This is a genomic window from Terriglobia bacterium, assembly GCA_020073495.1.
Lineage (GTDB): Bacteria > Acidobacteriota > Terriglobia > Terriglobales > Acidobacteriaceae > JAIQFD01.
The window spans coordinates 388470-407984 of record JAIQFD010000003.1; the positions used below are offsets into that span (position 1 = coordinate 388470).

17 protein-coding genes are annotated in these 19515 nt (G+C 64.8%); 10 read left to right on the forward strand and 7 right to left on the reverse strand.

Features of this window, described 5'->3' with window-relative positions:
- Positions 1–32: 32 nt before the first annotated feature.
- The 3 genes from LAN37_09120 to LAN37_09130 form a co-directional block, all read right to left on the reverse strand.
- Positions 33–2093: a carbon starvation protein A gene (locus LAN37_09120; GenBank protein ID MBZ5647369.1), complete on the reverse strand. Its 2061-nt coding sequence runs from the start codon at positions 2091–2093 to the stop codon at positions 33–35.
- Between the two features lie 188 nt (positions 2094–2281).
- Positions 2282–2737, reverse strand: a complete 456-nt coding sequence (locus LAN37_09125) for a cytochrome c (protein MBZ5647370.1) — start codon at positions 2735–2737, stop codon at positions 2282–2284.
- Positions 2738–2875: 138 nt separating this feature from the next.
- A complete protein-coding gene (locus LAN37_09130; protein ID MBZ5647371.1) occupies positions 2876–3667 on the reverse strand; it encodes a methyltransferase domain-containing protein in 792 nt (263 codons plus the stop codon).
- A gap of 187 nt (positions 3668–3854) precedes the next feature.
- Between LAN37_09130 and LAN37_09135 the strand changes: the two genes are divergently transcribed.
- The 7 genes from LAN37_09135 to LAN37_09165 all read left to right on the forward strand — a co-directional run bounded on the left by LAN37_09135 (position 3855) and on the right by LAN37_09165 (position 9887).
- Complete coding sequence (locus tag LAN37_09135; GenBank protein ID MBZ5647372.1) at positions 3855–5120, forward strand: amino acid ABC transporter substrate-binding protein; 1266 nt, start codon at positions 3855–3857, stop codon at positions 5118–5120.
- 88 nt (positions 5121–5208) lie between these two features.
- Positions 5209–6102: a branched-chain amino acid ABC transporter permease gene (locus LAN37_09140; protein ID MBZ5647373.1), complete on the forward strand. Its 894-nt coding sequence runs from the start codon at positions 5209–5211 to the stop codon at positions 6100–6102.
- Positions 6103–6110: 8 nt separating this feature from the next.
- Complete coding sequence (locus tag LAN37_09145) at positions 6111–7100, forward strand: branched-chain amino acid ABC transporter permease (protein MBZ5647374.1); 990 nt, start codon at positions 6111–6113, stop codon at positions 7098–7100.
- Entirely contained in the window at positions 7036–7788 is a 753-nt protein-coding gene (locus tag LAN37_09150; GenBank protein ID MBZ5647375.1) for an ABC transporter ATP-binding protein, read from the forward strand. Before LAN37_09145 ends, LAN37_09150 begins: the two co-directional genes overlap by 65 nt.
- 10 nt (positions 7789–7798) lie before the next feature.
- Entirely contained in the window at positions 7799–8518 is a 720-nt protein-coding gene (locus tag LAN37_09155) for an ABC transporter ATP-binding protein (GenBank protein MBZ5647376.1), read from the forward strand.
- A gap of 19 nt (positions 8519–8537) precedes the next feature.
- Positions 8538–8900 carry a cupin domain-containing protein gene (locus LAN37_09160; GenBank protein MBZ5647377.1) on the forward strand — a complete coding sequence of 121 codons (363 nt, stop codon included), beginning with the start codon at positions 8538–8540 and terminating at the stop codon, positions 8898–8900.
- A gap of 21 nt (positions 8901–8921) precedes the next feature.
- Positions 8922–9887, forward strand: a complete 966-nt coding sequence (locus LAN37_09165; GenBank protein ID MBZ5647378.1) for an NADPH:quinone reductase — start codon at positions 8922–8924, stop codon at positions 9885–9887.
- Here the strand turns inward: LAN37_09165 and leuD are convergent.
- Genes leuD through LAN37_09185 form a run of 4 tightly spaced genes read right to left on the reverse strand, consistent with a single transcriptional unit; the run spans position 9884 to position 14255 of the window.
- Entirely contained in the window at positions 9884–10498 is a 615-nt protein-coding gene (gene leuD, locus LAN37_09170) for a 3-isopropylmalate dehydratase small subunit (GenBank protein MBZ5647379.1), read from the reverse strand. The genes LAN37_09165 and leuD overlap by 4 nt on opposite strands.
- A complete protein-coding gene (gene leuC / locus LAN37_09175) occupies positions 10476–11915 on the reverse strand; it encodes a 3-isopropylmalate dehydratase large subunit (protein MBZ5647380.1) in 1440 nt (479 codons plus the stop codon). Before leuC ends, leuD begins: the two co-directional genes overlap by 23 nt.
- A 7-nt stretch (positions 11916–11922) precedes the next feature.
- Positions 11923–13020 carry a 3-isopropylmalate dehydrogenase gene (leuB, locus tag LAN37_09180; protein MBZ5647381.1) on the reverse strand — a complete coding sequence of 366 codons (1098 nt, stop codon included), beginning with the start codon at positions 13018–13020 and terminating at the stop codon, positions 11923–11925.
- A 38-nt stretch (positions 13021–13058) separates the two neighbouring features.
- Positions 13059–14255, reverse strand: coding sequence for a 2-isopropylmalate synthase (locus LAN37_09185; GenBank protein MBZ5647382.1), 1197 nt, complete (start codon positions 14253–14255; stop codon positions 13059–13061).
- Between the two features lie 156 nt (positions 14256–14411).
- Here LAN37_09185 and LAN37_09190 point away from each other — a divergent pair, with 156 nt between their 5' ends.
- The 3 genes from LAN37_09190 (at position 14412) to LAN37_09200 (ending at position 19515) form a co-directional block, all read left to right on the forward strand.
- A complete protein-coding gene (locus tag LAN37_09190) occupies positions 14412–15329 on the forward strand; it encodes a LysR family transcriptional regulator (protein MBZ5647383.1) in 918 nt (305 codons plus the stop codon).
- Positions 15330–15422: 93 nt separating this feature from the next.
- Positions 15423–16091 (forward strand): DUF5666 domain-containing protein, encoded by a 669-nt coding sequence (locus tag LAN37_09195; protein MBZ5647384.1) that lies wholly within the window; start codon positions 15423–15425, stop codon positions 16089–16091.
- A 70-nt stretch (positions 16092–16161) separates the two neighbouring features.
- Complete coding sequence (locus LAN37_09200; protein ID MBZ5647385.1) at positions 16162–19515, forward strand: TonB-dependent receptor; 3354 nt, start codon at positions 16162–16164, stop codon at positions 19513–19515.

A 19515-nucleotide genomic window follows, 5' to 3' on the forward strand; every position in this document is an offset into this window, starting at 1 on the left:
ACGGCCGGGGCCGGCCGTCCTACGGAACACCGCTAGTCTGCCGCGATCGCTGCTTCGCGCTTCGGCGCGGGGGCTACTTTCAGCCTCTGCCACGCGTGGAAGGCGTCGTACGCGATGACCGCTGCCGCGATGAACAGCAGCATCGCGACCACGATCATCAGGCCCGCGCCGACGCTATTGATCGGCTGCGCCGCGATCTTCGGGTTCGACAGGATGCTGGCGTAGAGGTTGTACGAAGTCACCAGGATCGCTGCCATGGTCGTGATGTACATGAACACCATCGGCCAGAAGGCGTAGCGGGGGTTCTTGCCCGTCGACTTCAGCCAGATGCTGACGATCAGCAGGCTGAGCGCCGCCATCAACTGGTTGGAGGCGCCGAAGAGCTGCCAGAGGTAGATCCAGGTTCCGCTCAGGACCAGCACAAAGGTCAGCGCCATGGAGACGATGGCTGCGATGTGCGGGTTCTTGAAGCCGGCCCAGGTATCGCCGAGCCACTCGCCCAGCGTCACGCGCATGACGCGGAAGACGAGTTGCACCATGGTCAGCACGATGACGACGAACACGCCGAAGCCAAGTGCCGTGCCATAAGCGGGAGCGATGGCGCCGAAGGTGACGATGCCGAGCAGCTTGCCGACGCCTGCGGCGAATGCGCCCGCGCCCGCGCCGCCCGCGATGGATACCGCGACCAGCGAGAGCAGGGCCAAAGCGTTCTCGGAGAACATGCCACCACCGCCCACGGGCAGCGCGTCGGTCTCATACTCGAGCTGACGCGCGGTGCCGATGGAGCCGACGAGCGCGTGCCAGCCGGAGATGGCGCCGCAGGCGATGGTCACGAAGAGCATCGGCCACAGCGGCTGGATCGCGGGCAGCGCCTGCAGGATGTTGCCGGCCGCGTCCTTGGCCTGGGTCATCGGCATCAAGGTGGTGAAGACCTTCGTCTGGAAGGTGATGGCGGTGGCCATGTCGGCGTTGCCCAACAGGGCACGGATGCCGCCGACGACCGCACCCAGCGCCGTCAGGCCGATGGTCAGGAACGTCACCCAGAAGCCGATGTAATTCGTCGGCTGGGCGAAGCGCCAGATGGGCAAAACGGTCCCGAGATACGAGAAGGCGAACACGAACAGGCACCAGAAGAGGAACGATGGGAGCATCTTGATGGCGCCGCTCTTGTCCACGTACTTGGGAACGATCTTGCCGTCGGCGCCGACCACGGTAGTGGCCAGGCGCGGATCGGACTTGGTCGGGTCAACCACGGTGTAGAGCGGCTGACCGCCGGAGATACGGTTGATGACGCCTCCAAGCTTCTCGACCGTTGAGTTGATAGGCCCGGCGAAGACCAAGGTGCTCGCCGCCTTGCCATCGGGCGTCTGCCCCTTTACCGCACTGATGCCCTTGGCGCCGAGCGCCATCGAGGCCAGCGTGACCGCCACCGCGATGAAGGTGACCAGCACGAGGTCCATCTTCCAGCGGTAGAGCATCTGGCCCATGATCAGGCCCATGACGGCCAGCATGAAGATGCCAAAGGGAACGTCAGCGCGCGGGTCAAAGATGCCGGCCATGATGCCGACGAACGCGCCCGCCAGCAGCAGCAGATAGAAGAAGATGAAAACGAACAGGATGATGCGCGTGCGCGGTGCGATCAGCTTGTGAGCGATCGCCGACAGAGAATTGCCGTCGTTGCGGACGGCAACCACGATGGCCGAGTAGTCGCTCGCCCAACCCAGGAAGGTCACGCCGAGCACGAGCCACAGCAGCGCCGGCAGCCAGCCCCAGATCATCGCGGCGGCGATGGGGCCGACGATGGGCCCCGCGGCCGCAATGGATTTGAAGTGATAGCCGTACAGCACGTTGCGGCTGGTGGGCATGAAATCCACGCCGTCCATGTACATGCGTGCGGGCGTGGCTTTCTTTTTATCGGGCTGGATGACGTCCTGGTCGATGCGGCGCGCGTAGCGCGTGTAGCCCAGGTAGATCATGACCGCGCCCAGCACGGCAACGACGGTGGCGTTCATGGGCTTGTGCGTAAGGGCAAAGCCGCCCGCCACGAGAATAGGAATGAGCAAGAGGATGAGGATCGAAAGCCGAATATTCATCGCGAAACTCCTTCAGGCAGAAGATGAGTCCCGATGCTGCATTTCAGGTTGTGTGGGCTGTCGTGTACCGCCTGAGGCGAGTAAGAGACAAGCACAGCGGCGCGGTACAGGCTTCCCGATTAGGAACTATCCTCCAGCGCGGCGCGCGAGTCCGTGATGGGCGTCACGATGAGTCGTGACGAGAGGTTTCATTTCTGCTGGAGCGACTCCAGATATTGAATGAGGCTCTTGATGCGCAAGTCCACTTCCTTCTCGTCCTGGTGGCTGACCGGCTTGAAGGCGGTTCCCCAGACCGGCATCTCTTTGGATCCGTGGCCGACGATGCCGCCGCCCCACTTGATGACCTGGAAGACGTCGCCCTCAGGAAACTTGCCCTTCTTGCGTTTGGCGAGGACAGTGAGGTCGGGCAGGCGCTTCTTGAGCGCGGGGGCGGCGGGGCCGTTCCCCTTGCCGTCGGCGCCGTGACAACTGGCGCAGTAGGCGGTGTACATCTCGGCGCCGGACATGGGGGAGGTTTGCGGGATGGGCGGCTTGGCGGCCGGCGCCGGCTGGCTCGCCGGAGCCTGCTGACTGGGATTGCTGCAGGCGGAGAGGACAACAAGAACGGTTATAAGGGAACTAAAGAGAAACGTCAGCCGGCGCATGGGAGACAAACCTCCACGGGCTTGAGCATGCGCGGCGCCCGAACCGGGTGCAATGATGGAGGTCACTGGCGGATGTGAGCATCGCCCCAGCGGCTAAAGCCATGCCCGGACACGCAAATCGTCGCCGCGGACGCGGTGTTACGTGGGCTTTGCGATCAGCGCTACCGCGGCCTGGGTATACATCAGCGTTCCATGCATGACCGGGCGCATCCCGGTCGGAGGGCCGCCCTGCAACTCGGACTGCAGGGCGCGCCGGATCTCCCGCGCGGCATTCTCCGGGGTTTCAGTGAGCCCAAGCCACTCATCGATGGCGACTTCGGTCTCGCGGGAGCCACTGCGTAGCAGTTTAAGTCCGGCATCGGTCAGCAGGCGCTCGAGTTCGGCGCGAGAAAGAGCGCGCACATGCGATGGGTCACGCAGTACCTCGAGGCGGTTCTGCTCCCGGGCGAGAGAGGGAGAGTCGGGCGAGACGATGTCGATGACCGCAACCTGTCCAGTCCTGGAAGCGACCCGCTTCATCTCGGCGACAACCCGCTGCGGCGTGGGGATGTGGTGGAGAGAAAAGCGCGTCATGACAATGTCGAAGGAACCGTCGGGGAAGGGCAAGTGCTCCGCATCGCCCTGCAGGAAGAGCACGTTGGGAATACCCTCACCGGCTGCGGCCGAGCGGCCTTGCCGCATCATGGCGGGCGTGAGATCGAACACGATGGCGCGCTTCAGCTGGGGGGCGGCAGCGCGGGCCAGCAATCCCGTGCCTCCCGCAACGTCAAGCGCCACGAGGTCCGGCCGCAGCTCCAGGAATGAAACGGCCCAGCGCACGTAATCCTTATTGGCGACGCTGGAGCCGCGGCGCTCGAAGCGATCTGCTTGTCTTCCGAAGTGTTCAAGGATCTCTTTGCGATTGCCCATGCCACCTGCTCTCTCTCTCATCTTGTACCTCATTTTGCGAACGGATGCCCAACTTGGGATCGGGATTTCCCTGGGCTTGTGCATCCGGCCATGCAGGACTATCATTGCCGCCATTTTGGTGCATCTTCGCACGATGCTTTTCTCTTGCTGGCAGGAGAGAGCGTCGTCTGCCTGCAGAGGAGGCACTGTCTTCCCGGGGAGGAATCGTATGAACCATGCAGTGCTCAAACGTAGAGGGCTGAAGGTGTGCGCGGCGGGCGTCCTGCTGCTGCTCGGAATGGCGTCGCTGGTCGCGGGTTGCAGCAAGCGGGGTGGCGAAGGCGACGTCATCAAGGTCGGCGTGGTGCTGCCCATCACCGGCCGCGAAGGCAAGCCGGGCCAGTATCAGAAGGAAGGCATCGAATTGGCGATCAAGAAGATCAACGACGGCGGGGGAGTGTTCGTGAAGGACAAGGGCAAGAAACTGCCCATCAAGGAAATCTTCTACGACGACCAGTCCGATCAAGCCAAGTCGGCGCAATTGGTGGAGCGGGCCATGAGCTCGGACGAAGTGGTCGCCGTGCTGGGGGGCTACTCGACGGTGCTGGGCGAAGCCCAGTCGGTGATGCCCGACCGCTACAAGACCCCATGGGTCACCACCGGAGCCGCGGCGAGCGCCATCTTCAGCCACGGCTACCAGTACGCGTTCGGCAGCCTGAGCCCGACCAACCTGCTGGGCTCGACCACCGCCGAGTTCCTGGGCAGCCTGGTGGATGCGGGGAAACTGAAGAAAGGGCTGAAGCTGGCGCTGGCGCTGGAGAACACCGACCACGGCGTGGACTATGGCCGCGGGATCCAGGAGTGGATCGATAAGCACCCCGGATACTTCACGGTCGTGTTCAGCGAAAAGTTCGACCTGGGGGGGACCGATTTCTCCGGCCTGTTGCAAAAGGTGAAGCAGGCGAAGGCGGACATCTTCCTGGCGGACGCGCACTTGCAGGACTACATCACCATGCACCGCCAGTATATGCAAAGCGGAATGCGCCACCAGATGATCAGCTACGGGGCGCGCGGCCCGGAATCGGACGCGCGCAAGGCGCTGGGCGACGGCGTGGACTACATCTTCGCCGGCATCTGGTGGTCGAGCAAGCTGCCCTATCCGCAGGTGAAGCAGTTCATCGATGACTACAAGAGCTTCACCGGACATCCGCCGGACTCGTGGTATCCGGCCACGGCGTACGATGCGACCCGTACTCTGGCCGCGGCCATCGAATCGGCCGGCACGCTGGAACGGACCGCGATCCGTGACGCCTTGCGCAAGGCGGATCTCAAGGACTCGCTGTTGCCCGGACAGGAACTGAAGTTCGGCGCCAACGGGCAGATCAATACCCCCTTCGTCATCGTGCAGAACAAGCCGGATGCCAAGGTGGACATCGTGTTCCCCAAGGACGCCGCCACCGGAGAAGCCGTTGCTCCCACCCCGGCGAAGAAGTAGCCGAGACGCCACGGAAGCTGGGATCTACCATGGGGCGCGGTCCATGCCGCGCCCCCGGAATCTGCGCGGCTGGACATCCTGAGGGCCCATGACCTGGGTTGACTTCCTGAACCTGCTGATCGCGGCGCTGCTGCTGGGCGGGATCTACGCCGTGATGTCGGTGGGCATGACCGTCATCTACGGCGTGATGAAGATCGTGAACCTGGCGCACGCCGGATTCATGATGCTGGGAGCATACTTCGCCTACGAGATGTACCAGCGTTTCCACATCACGCCCATCGCGGGCGCATTGCTGGCTTTTCCGGTCTTCTTCCTGCTGGGAACGGTCGTGTACTGGGTGCTGGTGTGCTGGCTGCCCAAATCCAACCAGCCCACACTGGCCTCGCTGCTGCTGATGTTCGGCTTGTGGCTGGTGTTGCAGAACATCGGATACCTGGTGTGGGGCAACACGGACCGATCCATCCTCTCGCCGATGACGTTCTCGGTGATCCACTTCGGTCCGATCAGCATTTCGACGCTGCGCCTGGTGGTGTTCGTGGCGGCGGTGGCCTGCGTGGGCGTCCTCGAACTGACGCTGGAGCGCACCTGGTTCGGGCGTTCGGTGCGCGCGCTGATCCAGAACCCGTACGCGGGCAAGATCGTGGGCGTGGATGAGGAGAAGACCTCGCGGCTGACGTTCGGGCTGGGGATCGGCTTCGCCGGGCTGGCGGGCGCTCTGCTGGCGACACTGTACTCGTTCAATCCCGACTTTGGCCGGCCGTTCCTGCTGCGCGCGTTCGTGATCATCGTGCTGGGCGGGCTGGAGTCGGTCTCGGGCGTGGCGCTGGGCGCGATAGTGCTGGCCCTGGTCGAGACCTTCAGCATCCTGATCGTTCCCGCCGCATACCAGACGGCGATCTCATTCTCACTGCTGGTGGTGGTGCTGATCGTGCTGCCGGGCGGAGTGGCCAGCCTGCTGGCGAGGAAGCGGAGGCTGGCATGAAGGGCGGTGTGGGTGCACGCATCAAACTTGCGCTGCCGTGGATCGCGCTGGCCGCGCTGCTGGCTGTGCCTGCTCTTGGGCTGGGCGCCAACATCGTCCGGCTGCTGTTCATCACCTTTGTCTGGGTGACGACCAGCCTGGCCTGGAACTTGCTGGGCGGACTCGCCGGGCAGGTTTCGTTCGGCTTTGCGGTGTTCTACGGTCTGGGCGCATACGCTGCGGCGCTGCTGATCGATGCCGGGGTGAGCCCGTACTTCTCGTTCTTCGCCGCGGGCGCGGTGGCGGCGTTCGGTTCTTTGCTCGTGGGGTTGCCGACCTTCCGACTGCGCGGACCGTATTTCGCCATCGCCACCATCGGGGTGAGCGAGGCGGTGCGTGTGATAGCAGACAACCTGTCGATCACCGGCGGGGCCAGCGGGTTCCGCATCGTGGAACACCGGCCCTTCCGCCAGCTCGAGCACTACTACACCGCGCTGGGGCTGGCGGCGCTGGCCGTGATCGTCTCCCTGCTGATCGAGCACAGCAAATTCGGGCTGGGGCTGGTGGCCATCCGCCTGGACGAGGAGGCGGCCGCCGACCTGGGGGTGAACCCCTACACCTACAAGCTGTTGGCGCACGCGGTGGCGGCGGCGCTCACCGGGATGGCGGGCGGGGTATTCGCCCGCTACGCGGCTTTCATCCATCCCCACGGAGTGTTTGCGTTCAACACCAGCGTGTATATCCTGCTGATGCCGGTGATCGGCGGGATCGGCACTGTCCTGGGAGCGGTGCTGGGCGGGGTGATCTTCGGCATCGTGGAGGAGCAGCTGGTGGCAGGGTTCCCGCAAATACATCTGCTCCTTTACGGCTCGCTGCTCATCCTTATAATCCTGGTGGAGCCGGACGGGATCGTTGGGTTGTTCAGAAGACTGCTGAGGAGATTCACTAAAGACCATGCCGACACCAATGTTGCAGGTCCAAGGCCTGACGAAATACTTCGGGGGACTGGCGGCGCTTAAAGACGTCAGCTTCGAGGTCCCGGAGAAGTACATCTACGGCTTCATCGGGCCCAACGGGGCGGGCAAGACGACCCTGTTCAGCGCCATCGCAGGTTCCGTGCAGCCCTCGTCGGGACGGATCCATTCGCGCGGCAAGGACGTGACGGGCATGCGGCCCGACGCGCTGGTACGCTCGGGCATCGCGCGCACGCACCAGGTAGTGCGGCCGTTCCGCACCATGAGCGTACTGGAGAACGTGCAGGTCGCAGTCCACTTCGGCCGGAGCAAGGTGACGCGCGCTTCGTTGGCGCGGGAGCAGGCCAGGCAGGTGCTGAATTGGGTAGGGCTGGAGCACGCGGCGGAAAGACCGGCATCGTCGCTGGCGCTGGGCGACCAGAAGCGCCTGGAAGTGGCGCGTGCGCTGGCCACCGAGCCGGCATTGCTGTTGTGCGACGAGATCTGCGGCGGACTCACGGTCCCCGAGACCAGGAACATGCTGGACCTGCTGCGGCGCATCCGCGAGCGCGGCACCACGATCATGTACGTCGAGCACGACATGAAGGCGGTGATGGGCGTCTGCGACCACATCGTCGTGCTCAACTTCGGACAGAAACTGGCCGAAGGCAAACCGGAAGAGATCCAGAACAACCAAGCAGTGATCGAGGCCTACCTGGGCAAACCCAACCCGGGCAGGAAGGCGATTGCCTGACAGCGAAGACCTGCTGGTCGTCCAGGACCTTGGGGTCGCGTACGGAGCGGCGCAGGTTCTGTGGGGCATCTCGTTCCGTGTGCAAAAGGGGCAGGTGACCTGCATCATCGGCTCCAACGGCGCGGGCAAGACCACTACGCTGAATACCGTGGCCGGCGTGCTCAAACCCAAGAGCGGGCGCATCCAGCTGGCCGGCGAAGACATCACTTCGCTTCCTCCGAATGAGCGCGTCACCCGTCGCCTGAGCCTGGTGCCGGAGGGACGCCAGCTGTGGCCCGGCATGAGTGTCGAGGACAACCTGCTGATGGGTTCATTTCCCCCCGAGTTCCGCTCCCGCGCCACTGCCAATCTCGAAGGCGTCTACGGAATGTTTCCCCGCTTGAAAGAACGGCGGCACCAGCTCGCGGGCACGCTCTCCGGCGGCGAGCAGCAGATGTGCGCCATCGGCCGCGGACTCATGGCGGAACCAAAACTGCTGATGCTCGATGAACCCTCGCTCGGGCTGGCGCCCATCCTGGTGGACGAGATCTTCAAGTTCGTGGCCGAGCTCGTGAATCACGGCGTCACCATCCTGCTGGTCGCGCAGAACGTGGATTACACTTTGCAGATCTCGCACTACGGCTACGTCATGGAGACCGGACGGATCGTGCTCGAGGGCCCGACCGACATGCTCCTCCACAATGATTACGTGAGGCAGGCGTATCTTGGGGCCGGCCACGGCGTGACCTAGACACGGCAAGGAGTCTTCTATGCTGAAGTACATCCGCTGGAAAGACGTCGAACTGGAGCACCTGAACCCGCAGCTCGACCGGCAGATGGTCACCGGGGAAAGCCTGATGCTGGCGCGCGTGCTGCTGAAAAAGGGCTCGATCGTCCCCGAGCACAGTCACGAGAACGAGCAGGTCACCTACATCCTGGAGGGCGCGCTGAAGTTCTGGGTCGACGGCAAGGAGATCGTGGTCCACGCCGGCGAGGTGCTGTGCATCCCGCCGCATATGCCGCACAAGGCGAAGGCCATGGAGGACACCGTGGACCTGGACGTCTTTTACCCGCCGCGTCAGGACTGGCTCAACAAGACCGATGCCTACCTGCGGCAGAGAACTCCCGCGTAACGGCAGAACGAGGACGATGGCATGAAAGCGATCCGTATCAGCGAATTCGGCGGTCCCGAGAAATTGAAGTTAGAACAAGTCCCCGACCTTAAGCCTGGGCCGGGACAGGTACTGGTGCGCGTAGGCGCGGCCGGAGTGAATCCGGTCGAGACCTACATTCGCAGCGGCACATACGCTATCAAACCCAATCTTCCGTACACACCCGGCGCGGACGGCGCTGGCGAAGTCATCACCGTGGGTGAAGGCGTGACCCGGTTCAAAGCGGGCGATCGCGTGTACACGGCGGGCAGCGTGACCGGAACCTACGCGGAACAGGCGCTGTGCGCCGAAGGGCAGGTGTATCCGCTTCCCAGGAAGGTGAGCTTTGCGCAGGGCGCGGCGATGGGCGTGCCGTACGCGACCGCCTATCGCGCGCTATTCCATAAGGCCCAGATCCAGCCGGGCGAGACTCTGCTCATTCATGGCGCGAGCGGAGGCGTGGGCACCGCCGCCGTGCAACTGGCGCGCGCGGCGGGAGTCACCGTGATCGGCACCGCCGGAACGGACAAAGGACGAGCACTGGTGAAGGAAGAGGGCGCGCATCACGTACTCGACCATCACGCGCCGGATATGGCCGAGCAGCTGGCGAAGCTCACCGGCGGCAAAGGCGTAAACGTCATCCTGGAAATGCTGGCCAACAAGAACCTGGGCAAGGACCTGCCCATGCTGGCGAAATTCGGGCGGCTGATCGTGGTGGGCAGCCGCGGCCCGGTGGAGATCAATCCGCGTGACATCATGGGCCGCGATGCCCGCATCATCGGCATGACCCTGTTCAACATCTCTCCGGAGGACATGGCGAGCATCCACGCGGCGCTAGTGGCGGGGCTGGAGAACGGGACGCTGCGTCCGATCGTGGGGCAGGAGATCCCGCTGGCGGAAGCGGCGCGCGCTCACGAAGAAGTTATGAAGGCTTCGGGAGCGCACGGCAAGATCGTGCTGGTGCCTTAGAGTTTGGGTGCGCGGAACCCTTTGTCGTTGAAACGCGTCTCGTAGGCGCAGATGTGGTCTTCCTGGCGCAGCGTGAGGCCGATGTCGTCCAGGCCTTCCAGCAGGCAGGAGCGGCGGAAGTCATCGAACTCGAAAGAGGCGGAGAAGCCGCTGTTGTCGCACACCTGCCGTTTTTCCAAATCAATCTCCAGCCGGTAGCCGGGCCGTTCGGTCGCGCGGCGCGTGATCTCGGCGACTTCGCCCTCACTCAACGTCACGGTCAGGATCCCGTTCTTGCCGCAGTTGTTGGCAAAGATGTCGGCGAACGTTGGCGCGATGATGGCGCGGAAGCCATAGTCGGCCAGCGCCCAGGGCGCATGCTCGCGCGACGATCCGCAGCCGAAGTTTTTTCCCGCCACCAGGATGCTGGCGCCAGCGTACTGCGGGCGGTTCAGCACGAAATCCGGGCTGGGTTTTTCGTCCGGCGAATAGCGCCAGTCGTAGAACAGGAACTCGCCGAAGCCGGTACGCTCGATGCGCTTCAGGAACTGCTTGGGGATGATCTGATCGGTGTCGACGTTGGGGCGGGGAAGCGGCGCCACCAGGCCCTCATGCACGCGAAACGGCTGCATGCTCGACCTCCTTGTAGCGCCATTCGCGCACGTCGGTGAAGTGTCCGGTGATGGCGGCGGCGGCGGCCATGGCGGGGCTGACCAGGTGGGTGCGTCCGCCGCGTCCCTGGCGTCCCTCGAAGTTGCGGTTGCTGGTGGAAGCGCAGCGCTCGCCCGGGGCGAGGGTGTCGGGGTTCATGGCGATGCACATGGAGCAGCCGGGTTCGCGCCATTCGAAACCGGCGGCGGTGAATACCTCGCGCAGGCCTTCGCGCTCGGCGGTGCGCTTAACCTCCTGGGAGCCGGGAACCACCAGCCCGCGCACCTTGGGGTGCACGCGATATCCGCGCACGACGTCCGCCGCGGCGCGCAGGTCCTCGAGCCGCGAATTGGTGCAGGACCCGATGAAGACGCAATCGACCTTGATCTCTTCCATGGTCGTGCCGGGCTTCAGGTCCATATAGGCAAGAGCGTGAGACGCGGCCTGGCGCTCGGATTCGGTCGACGCCTGGTCAGGGTCGGGCACGCGGCCGTTGACCGGAACCACCATGCCCGGGCTGGTGCCCCAGGTGACAAACGGCGCCAGCGAATCGGCGTCGATCTCCACCACGCGATCGAATGGCGCATCGGCGTCCGAGGGGAGGGTGTGCCAGTAGTCCAACGCCTGGTACCAGTCGTGGTCGCGGGGAGCGAAGCGGCGGCCGGCGAGGTAGGAGAATGTGACCTCGTCCGGGGCGACCATGCCGGCGCGCGCGCCAGCCTCGATGCTCATGTTACAGAGCGTCATGCGCGATTCCATGGACAGCGCCTGCACGGCGGGCCCAGCGTACTCGATCACGTGTCCGGTGGCGCCGTCGGTGCCGATGCGCCCAATCATGGCCAGCGCCAGGTCCTTGGCGGTCACGCCGCTGGGAAGCTCGCCGCGCACCACGAGCTTCATGGTGTGCGGCTTGTTCTGGGGGAGGCACTGCGTGGCCAAAACGTGTTCGACCTCTGAGGTCCCGATGCCGAAGGCGAACGCGCCGAAGGCGCCGTGGGTGCTGGTGTGGCTGTCGCCGCAGACGATGGTCATGCCCGGCTGCGTCAGCCCCAGCTCCGGCCCGATGACGTGCACGATGCCCTGTTCGGGCGAGTGCAGGTCGAAGAGCGGGATGCCGAACTCGCGGCAGTTGCGCCGCAGGGCCTCGATCTGGCCCGCGGCGACAAGGTCCTGGATGGGCAGCAGGCGGTCGGTCGTGGGGACGTTGTGATCCACGGTCGCGACCGTGCGTTTGGGCTGGCGCACCGAACGCCCGGCGGCGCGCAAACCGTCGAAGGCCTGCGGCGATGTGACCTCGTGCACCAGGTGGAGATTGATGTACAGCAGAGCCGGCTGGCCCTGGGGCTGGACCACCAGGTGCTCGTCCCAGATCTTGTCGAACATGGTGCGCGGCGGCATGGGTCTCCTAGACGGCGTGGTAGGCGTGTTGCCGTTCCAGTTCCTGGACCACGGAGTGTTCTACCACTTTGCCCATGTCGGCGGTCTTGATGTTGAATTTGGATCCGTTGCGCCGCAGGTCAGGGGTGCGGTAACCCGCATCCAGGACCCCCTCGATGGCGTACTCGATGGCCGCAGCGTCCTCCGGCAGGCCTGCGCTGTGGCGCAGGAGCATGGCGGCGGAGGCGATAGCGCCCAGGGGGTTGGCGATGCCGCGTCCCGCGATGTCGGGGGCGGAACCGTGCACGGGTTCGTAGATGCCCACCGCGCCGCCGATGCTCGCCGAGGCCAGCATGCCCAGCGACCCGGCGATGACAGCGGCTTCGTCCGACAGGATGTCGCCGAACAGGTTTTCGGTCAGCACTACGTCAAAACTGGTGGGACTGGTGACCAGGCGCATGGCGCAGGAGTCCACGTAGCAGTGATCCAGCGATACGTCGGGATACTGGCGGCCTAGGCGCGCGACTGTCTTGCGCCAGAGTTGCGAGGTTTCCAGCACGTTGGCTTTGTCCACCGAGGTGAGCTTTTTGCGCCGCTTGCGGGCCAGGTCGAAAGCGATGCGCGCGACGCGCTCGATCTCCTGCTCGGAGTAGCGCATGGTGTTGTAGGCGCCCGCGGCATCGCAGCCACGGGGCTCGCCGAAATAGATCCCGCCCAGCAGCTCGCGAACGAAGAGGATGTCGGCGCCGCGGACGACTTCCGGCCGCAGAGGCGAGCAATCGGCGATCGCGGGGTGGCAGACCACCGGACGCAGGTTGGCGAAGCCGCCGAGCGCGCGGCGCAGCGCCAGCAGCCCGGCTTCGGGGCGATTTTCCGGCGGGAGCATCTCAAATTCCGGCGCGCCCACGGCCCCCAGCAAAACCGCGTCGCTCTTCAGGCACGCTTCCAGCGTGGTCTTGGGCAAGGGGGTGCCGAACTGGCGGATGGCGACGCCGCCCATCGGCTTCTCGTCGAATGTAAATTCGTAGCCCTGCACTTCGGCGATGGCGCGCAGCACGCGAATCGCCTCTCGCGTCACTTCGGGCCCAATGCCGTCTCCGGGAAGGACAGTGATCCTCAGCTTCATCGTGGTTCCTTACCAATCTCGTTTCTGAATCCGGGGCGCTACGCCGCTCCGATGGCGCCGGCCAGCCCGCCCTGGGTCGCGCCGCCCGCATCCTTCGGCATCTCCTCGCGGATGATGGTGAGCAAGTGCCGGTCTTCGACCGTCTTGATGCGGTCGGCGAGGGCGATAAAGCGCTTGTAGACGCGGTCCAGGTCACGGCGCGGGAACTCGTAGCCAAGCTGGGCGCAGCGCAGCGCGAGCGCGTGGCGGCCGGAATGCTTGCCCAGTACCAGCTTGCTGTCGGGCACGCCGACCGACTGCGGCGTCATGATCTCGTAGGTCAGCGGGTTCTTGATCACGCCGTCCTGGTGGATGCCGGCTTCGTGCGCAAATGCATTCCGTCCCACGATCGCCTTGTTGGGCTGCACCGCCACGCCGGTGATCTCGGTCAGCAGCTGGCTGGTGGGATAGAGCTGTTCGGTGCGGACCCCGGTCGCGTAGGGCATGGCATCGCGGCGCACGGAGAGCGCCATCACCAGCTCCTCGAGCGACGCGTTGCCGGCGCGCTCCCCGATCCCGTTGATGGTGCATTCCAGCTGGCGCGCCCCGGCCGCGATGGCTGCCAGTGAGTTGGCGACCGCCAGCCCGAGGTCATTGTGGCAATGGACGGAGATGGTCATGCCGCCGGAGCGCTGACGTACTCGCTCGATGATGTGCGACATCTCCTGCGGGATGGTGAAGCCCACGGTATCGGGGACGTTGAAGGTGCCGGCGCCCGCGGCGGCCACCGCCTCGGCCACCGCGCAGAGGAATTCGATGTCCGTGCGGGTCGCGTCCTCTGGGGAGAATTCGACGTCGTCGCACAGCGAGCGGGCGAACGCGACGTTCTCCGCTGCCATCTTGAGCGCCTGCTCACGCGTGATCCGCAGCTTGTAATGGAGGTGGATATCGGAAGTGGCGAGGAAGACATGGATACGGGGCCGGGCGGCATGCCGCACCGCCTCCCAGGCGCGCTCGATGTCGGCGCGGGTGGCGCGCGCCAGCCCGGCTACTCGCGGCCCGCGTACCTCGCGCGCCACCGCCTGCACAGCCTCGAAATCGCCGTCGGAAGCGATAGGGAAGCCGGCCTCGATCACATCGACGCCCAGACGCTCCAGCTGCCGCGCCAGGGAAAGCTTCTCCGCCAGGTTCATGCTGCAACCGGGTGACTGCTCTCCATCGCGCAGGGTGGTGTCGAAGATCGTGATCCGTTCCACGGCGGCTCCTCCTTAGTGGCGGCTCCAAACCTTGAACCGTGCAGCGTAGCGTCCGCCGCCTAATAAGGCAAGGTTATAGTTATTTGATGACCATAAGAATTATTTATGCTATAAATCACTTTTTTGCATCGTACGGCCTGGACCGGGATGGCCTCCATGGACCTCTTTCAACTGGAAACATTCCTCATGGTGGCGCGCGAGGGCAGCTTCTCCCGCGCCGCCAAGAAGCTGTTCCGCACCCAACCGGCGGTCAGCCAGGCGGTGCGCAAGCTGGAGGAGGATGTCGGCGAGCCGCTCTTCGACCGATCCTCGCGCGAAGGGCTCTTGACCGACGCCGGGCGCGTCCTGCACGACTACGCGCAAAGGCTGCTCAACATGCGCACCGAGGCGCTGGGCGCGCTGGAAGAGATGCGTCAGCTCCAGGCGGGCAAGCTTTCCATCGCCGCCAACGAGTTCACCTGCCTCTACCTGCTGCCGGTGTTGAACGAGTTCCGCCGTCTCCACCCGCTGGTGAAGATCACCATCCAGCGATCGCTCGCCAGCCGCATTCCCGGGGAGCTGCTCAGCCATAACGCCGAGCTGGGTGTGCTGACCTTTCGACCCGAAGATCCGCTGCTGCGATCGATCATCGTGTACCGCGACGAGCTGGCGTTCGTCGTGCCGCGAAACCACCCGCTGGCCTCCGCCAAGCAGGTCACCATCCGCCAGCTGGGAGCGGAGTACTTCGTGGCTCACAACGTGCCGTCGCCCTACCGCGACAAAGTGCTGGAGACGTTCCGCAAGCGGCGGGTGCCATTGCACATGCCGGTGGAGCTCCCGACCATCGAGGCGATCAAGAAGTACGTGGCCATGGGAAACGGCGTGGCGCTGATCCCGCTGATCTGCGTGGAACCGGAGCTGGCGCGCGGCGACTTGGTGCGAGTGCCGGCGCGCGAGCTGACATTCGACCGCAAGATGCGCCTGGTGTACCGCAAGCACGCCAGCCTGTCGCACGCGGCGCAAGCCTTCCTGAAGGTGGCGGAGTCGTTCGCCGCCCATCGCAAGGAGCGGTACCTGTTCCAGCGGGAACGCTGAGGATTTGCGCGCGCCGGCAGCAACTTTGTCTCGCGAAGCGCGTTTATAGTTGCGTTACCGATCTACAAGACCGCCAACGATCACGAGGTGCCTATGCGTCTTGCCATCATTCTCCTTCTTGCCACCGCCCTCGCCACGGCGGCCCAGGCTCCGGAATCCGGTCCACCGCCGCAGCGCCCGGGCGGGCCGGGGCAAGGCCGCGGAGAAGGCCGCACGCCGGGCGTCGGCGGAAGCATCACCGCCATCGCCGACGACGCGCTCACGCTGAAGACCTTTGACGGCCGCGCGATCACCGTCAAGCTGAACGACAAGACCCGCTTCCGCAAGGACCGGCAGGATGCCAAGCTCGGCGACTTCAAGGTGGGCGACACGGTCATGGTGCGCGGCGAGGCGACGGGCGAGGATACCTTCGTCGCCTCCGGCGTCATGAGCCGGACCGGCGGGGGATTCACCGGCTCCCCACAGCAGCTTCGCGAAGCCCTCGGCAAGCAGATCATCATCGGCGAGATCAAGTCGATCGACGGTCTGAAGCTCACCATTGCGCGCGTTGACGGCGAGACCCAGACCATCGCCGTGGACGAGAACACGTCGTTCCGCAAGCAGGGAGAGAGCGTGACGCTGGCCGACCTGAAGCCCGGCGACCACGTCTTCGGCCGCGGACAGCTCAAGGACGGGGTGTTTGTCCCTGCCGTGCTGAACGTCGGCCAGCCCGGGGGGATGCGCGGGCGGCCACCGCAGGGGCCCGGACCCGAGCAACGTTAAGAACGATCTCCGGCTGCGTAGGCCAGATCGGTCAGGGATCTCCAAGGTTCCTGAAGTAATCACTGCACGAATGAAGCGCCAGTCACAGCTATGCCGCGCCGTCCTGCACCTCCTTGTGTGGTGGGCCGTGCTGTCGTCCGCCGCAAGCTTCGCGCAGCAGGCTGCGGGGGGCGGGGAGATCAACGGAGTGGTGAAGTCGGGCGGCCAGCCTCTGCCGGGAGTTACGGTGTCGGCGGCGAACACGCTCACCGGGCAGAAGGCGGTGACCTCCACCGACGTGGACGGCAGTTACAGCCTGCATGTGCCGGCGAACGGCCGCTACGTGTTGCGCGCACAGCTGACCGCATTCGCACCGGCCACCCAGGAGGCGGTGATCAACGCCACTACCACCAGCGCGAGAATCGATTTCGAGATGGCGCTGGCATCGCGCGCGCGCCAGCCGGGAGAAGACACGCTCGAGCAGGCGGCGGCCGCGACGCTCTCAGGCCGCGGGTTCCAGAGCCTCGATGTGACCCGGAGCGAAGCCGCCGGGGCGGAGCAGAACGGAAGCGCGGACCAGGTCGTGCCCCAGGGTATGCCGGTGCCGGGCATGGCGCCGGACGCGGCGACAGAGTCCGTCGCCGTGACCGGCAACGCCAATCCCAACGATTTCAGCGCCATGAGCAGCGACGAGATCCAGAGGCGCGTGCAGGAATATCGCGATCAGCAGCGAGGTGGACTCGGCGGACCCCCCGGCGGTCCGGGAGGTCCGGGTGGTCCCGGCGGGGGAGGACCCTTCATCATGGCGGGCGGGCGAGGGCGAGGCCGCTTCGATTTCAACAAGCCGCATGGAATGGTCTATTACAGCGTCGGCGACGCGGCCTTTGATGCCGCGCCATACGATCTGAAGGGTGTCGCGCCCGAACAGCCAGGCTACATGCAGAACCGCTTCGGGGCGAGCCTCGGCGGGCCACTGAATATCCCGCACATCTATAAAGGCGGCTCCAAGACATTCTTCTTCCTCAACTTCAACGGTTCGCGCGGAGAGAATCCCTATGACACTTTCTCCACCGTGCCCACGGCGGACGAGCGCAACGGTATCTTTTCCAATTCCTTCTCCGCCAGCCACCTCGCGACCCAGACAATCGTCGATACTCTCAACGGCCGCCCGGGCTGCGCGGCGGCGATCGCCGGCCAGAACAGTGTGCCCATCGCAGTCGGGAGCCCGTTGGGTGCGACGCACGGCCCGAATGGGAACCTGATCGCACCCGGCCTATTCACGAACCTGGCGACGGATCCGAACGGTGTGAACAGCCAGATCCCGTCGGCCTGCATGGACCCGGCGGCGGTGAGCCTGCTGAACTTCATCCCTGCATCAACCCTGCCGGGCGACGTGCAGAACTTCCACTACTCGACCTCGGCCACCAACAACACCAATGACCTTAACTTCCGGTTGATGCATGCGTTGGGTGGGGCTAAGCTGGGCCCGCGGCGCGGGGGGCCGCGCAACAATATCTCGGTCGGCTTCCACTACCACTCCAGCGACAGCAATCTGACCAACCCGTTCCCCACCGTCGGCGGCACCACCAGCACGCGCTCGTTCGACGTGCCGGTGACGTATGTGCGCACCTTCGGCAAGCTCACCAACTTCTTCCGGTTCGACTTTAACCGCAACCGGATCTCCACCCAAAACCTTTACGCGAACGTTACGGATGTAGCCGGCAATGCTGGCATCACGGGCATTTCGCAGAACCCGTTCGACTGGGGCCTGCCCAATATCGCGCTCACGAATTTCCAGGGGCTCACCGACATCAACCCGCTGCTGCGGCGCGACCAGACGTTCACTATCGGCGACACCATGAGCCTGGTCCGCGGCAAGCACACGTTGCGCTGGGGCGGCGACTTCCGGCGCATCCAGCTCAACACTCAGACCGACAGCAACGCCCGGGGCAGCTTCACCTTCACGGGGCTGAACACCGGCTTTGATTTCGGCGATTTCCTGCTGGGCCTGGCGCAGCAGACCACGCTGCAGTTCGGCGCCAACAACTACCACTTCCGGGGAAATTCCTGGGACCTGTTCGCGCAGGACGAATGGCGCCTGCGCGGCAATCTGACCCTGAACCTGGGCTTGCGCTATGAATATGTCTCGCCGCTGACGGAGATCAGCGGGCAGATCGTCAATCTCGATGCCGCGCCGGGGTTCACCGCGGTCGCGCCGGTGCTGCCTGGACAAGTAGGCAAGTACACAGGCGTGTTTCCGCAGACGCTGGTCCAGCCCGACCGCAACAATTTCGCGCCGCGCCTGGGAATCGCCTGGAAGCCGTTCTCCAAGACGGTGGTGCGCGCCGGATACGGAATCAACTACAACACCGGGCAGTACGGCTCCATCGTGCAAAACCTCGCCTTCCAGCCCCCGTTCTCCAACACGCAGAACAATCTGCAGTCGGCGACGCAGACGCTCACTCTGGAGAATGGCTTTCCCGCGCCGCCGCCCTCGACCATCACCAACAGCTACGGCGTGGACCGCAACTACCGATTGGGATACGTCCAGATCTGGAACCTGGACATCCAGCGCGAACTTCGTTCCGACCTGATCCTGAACATCGATTACACGGGCACGAAGGGCTCGCACCTCGACATCGTCGACGATCCAAACCGCACGGCGACGGGACTGCTGATCCCGAACGCGAACCCGTTCTTGTGGGAGATGTCCGAGGGCAGCTCCGTGGCGCACGCGGGGAGCGTCCGGCTGAGGAAGCGGTTGCGGCAGGGGATCTCGATCGGCGGCACGTACACCTACTCCAAGTCCATCGATAACGCGTCGAGCATCGGAGGCGGGCAAACGGTGGTGGCGCAGGACGCCTTCAACCTCGCCGCGGAACGGGGCCTCTCCAGCTTCGACCAGCCGCACAGGTTCACCGCCGACTATTTGTGGGAGCTGCCCTTCGGGCACGACAAGCGCTGGCTGTCGCATCCCGGCGCGCTGCGCGGCGCCTTCGGCGACTGGCAGTGGAGCGGCAACTGGACCATCGCATCCGGGACACCGTTCACGGTGCGCGTGCTGGGCGACCCTACCGATGTCAACCGCGGCAGTAACGGTTCGCTGCGCGCAAGTTTGACCGGCCTGCCAATCGGCCTGCCCGACCAAAGTCTCCTGGAGTGGTTCAATACTGCCGCATTCACCACACCGCCGGCGGGCCAGTTCGGAGATGCCGGGCGGAATATCGTCCGCGGCCCCGGAAGCACCCTGTTCAACATGGCGCTGACCAAAACCTTCCCCCTTGGCGACACCCGTATGCTCGAAGTGCGTGCGCAGGCCAATAACGTCTTCAACACGCCACAGTTCACCACCATCGACACCCTCGTGGGCACGCCGCAATTCGGGCGCGTGACCGCAGTGGGGTCCATGCGCAAGCTCCAGATCCTCGGGCGGTTCCGATTCTGA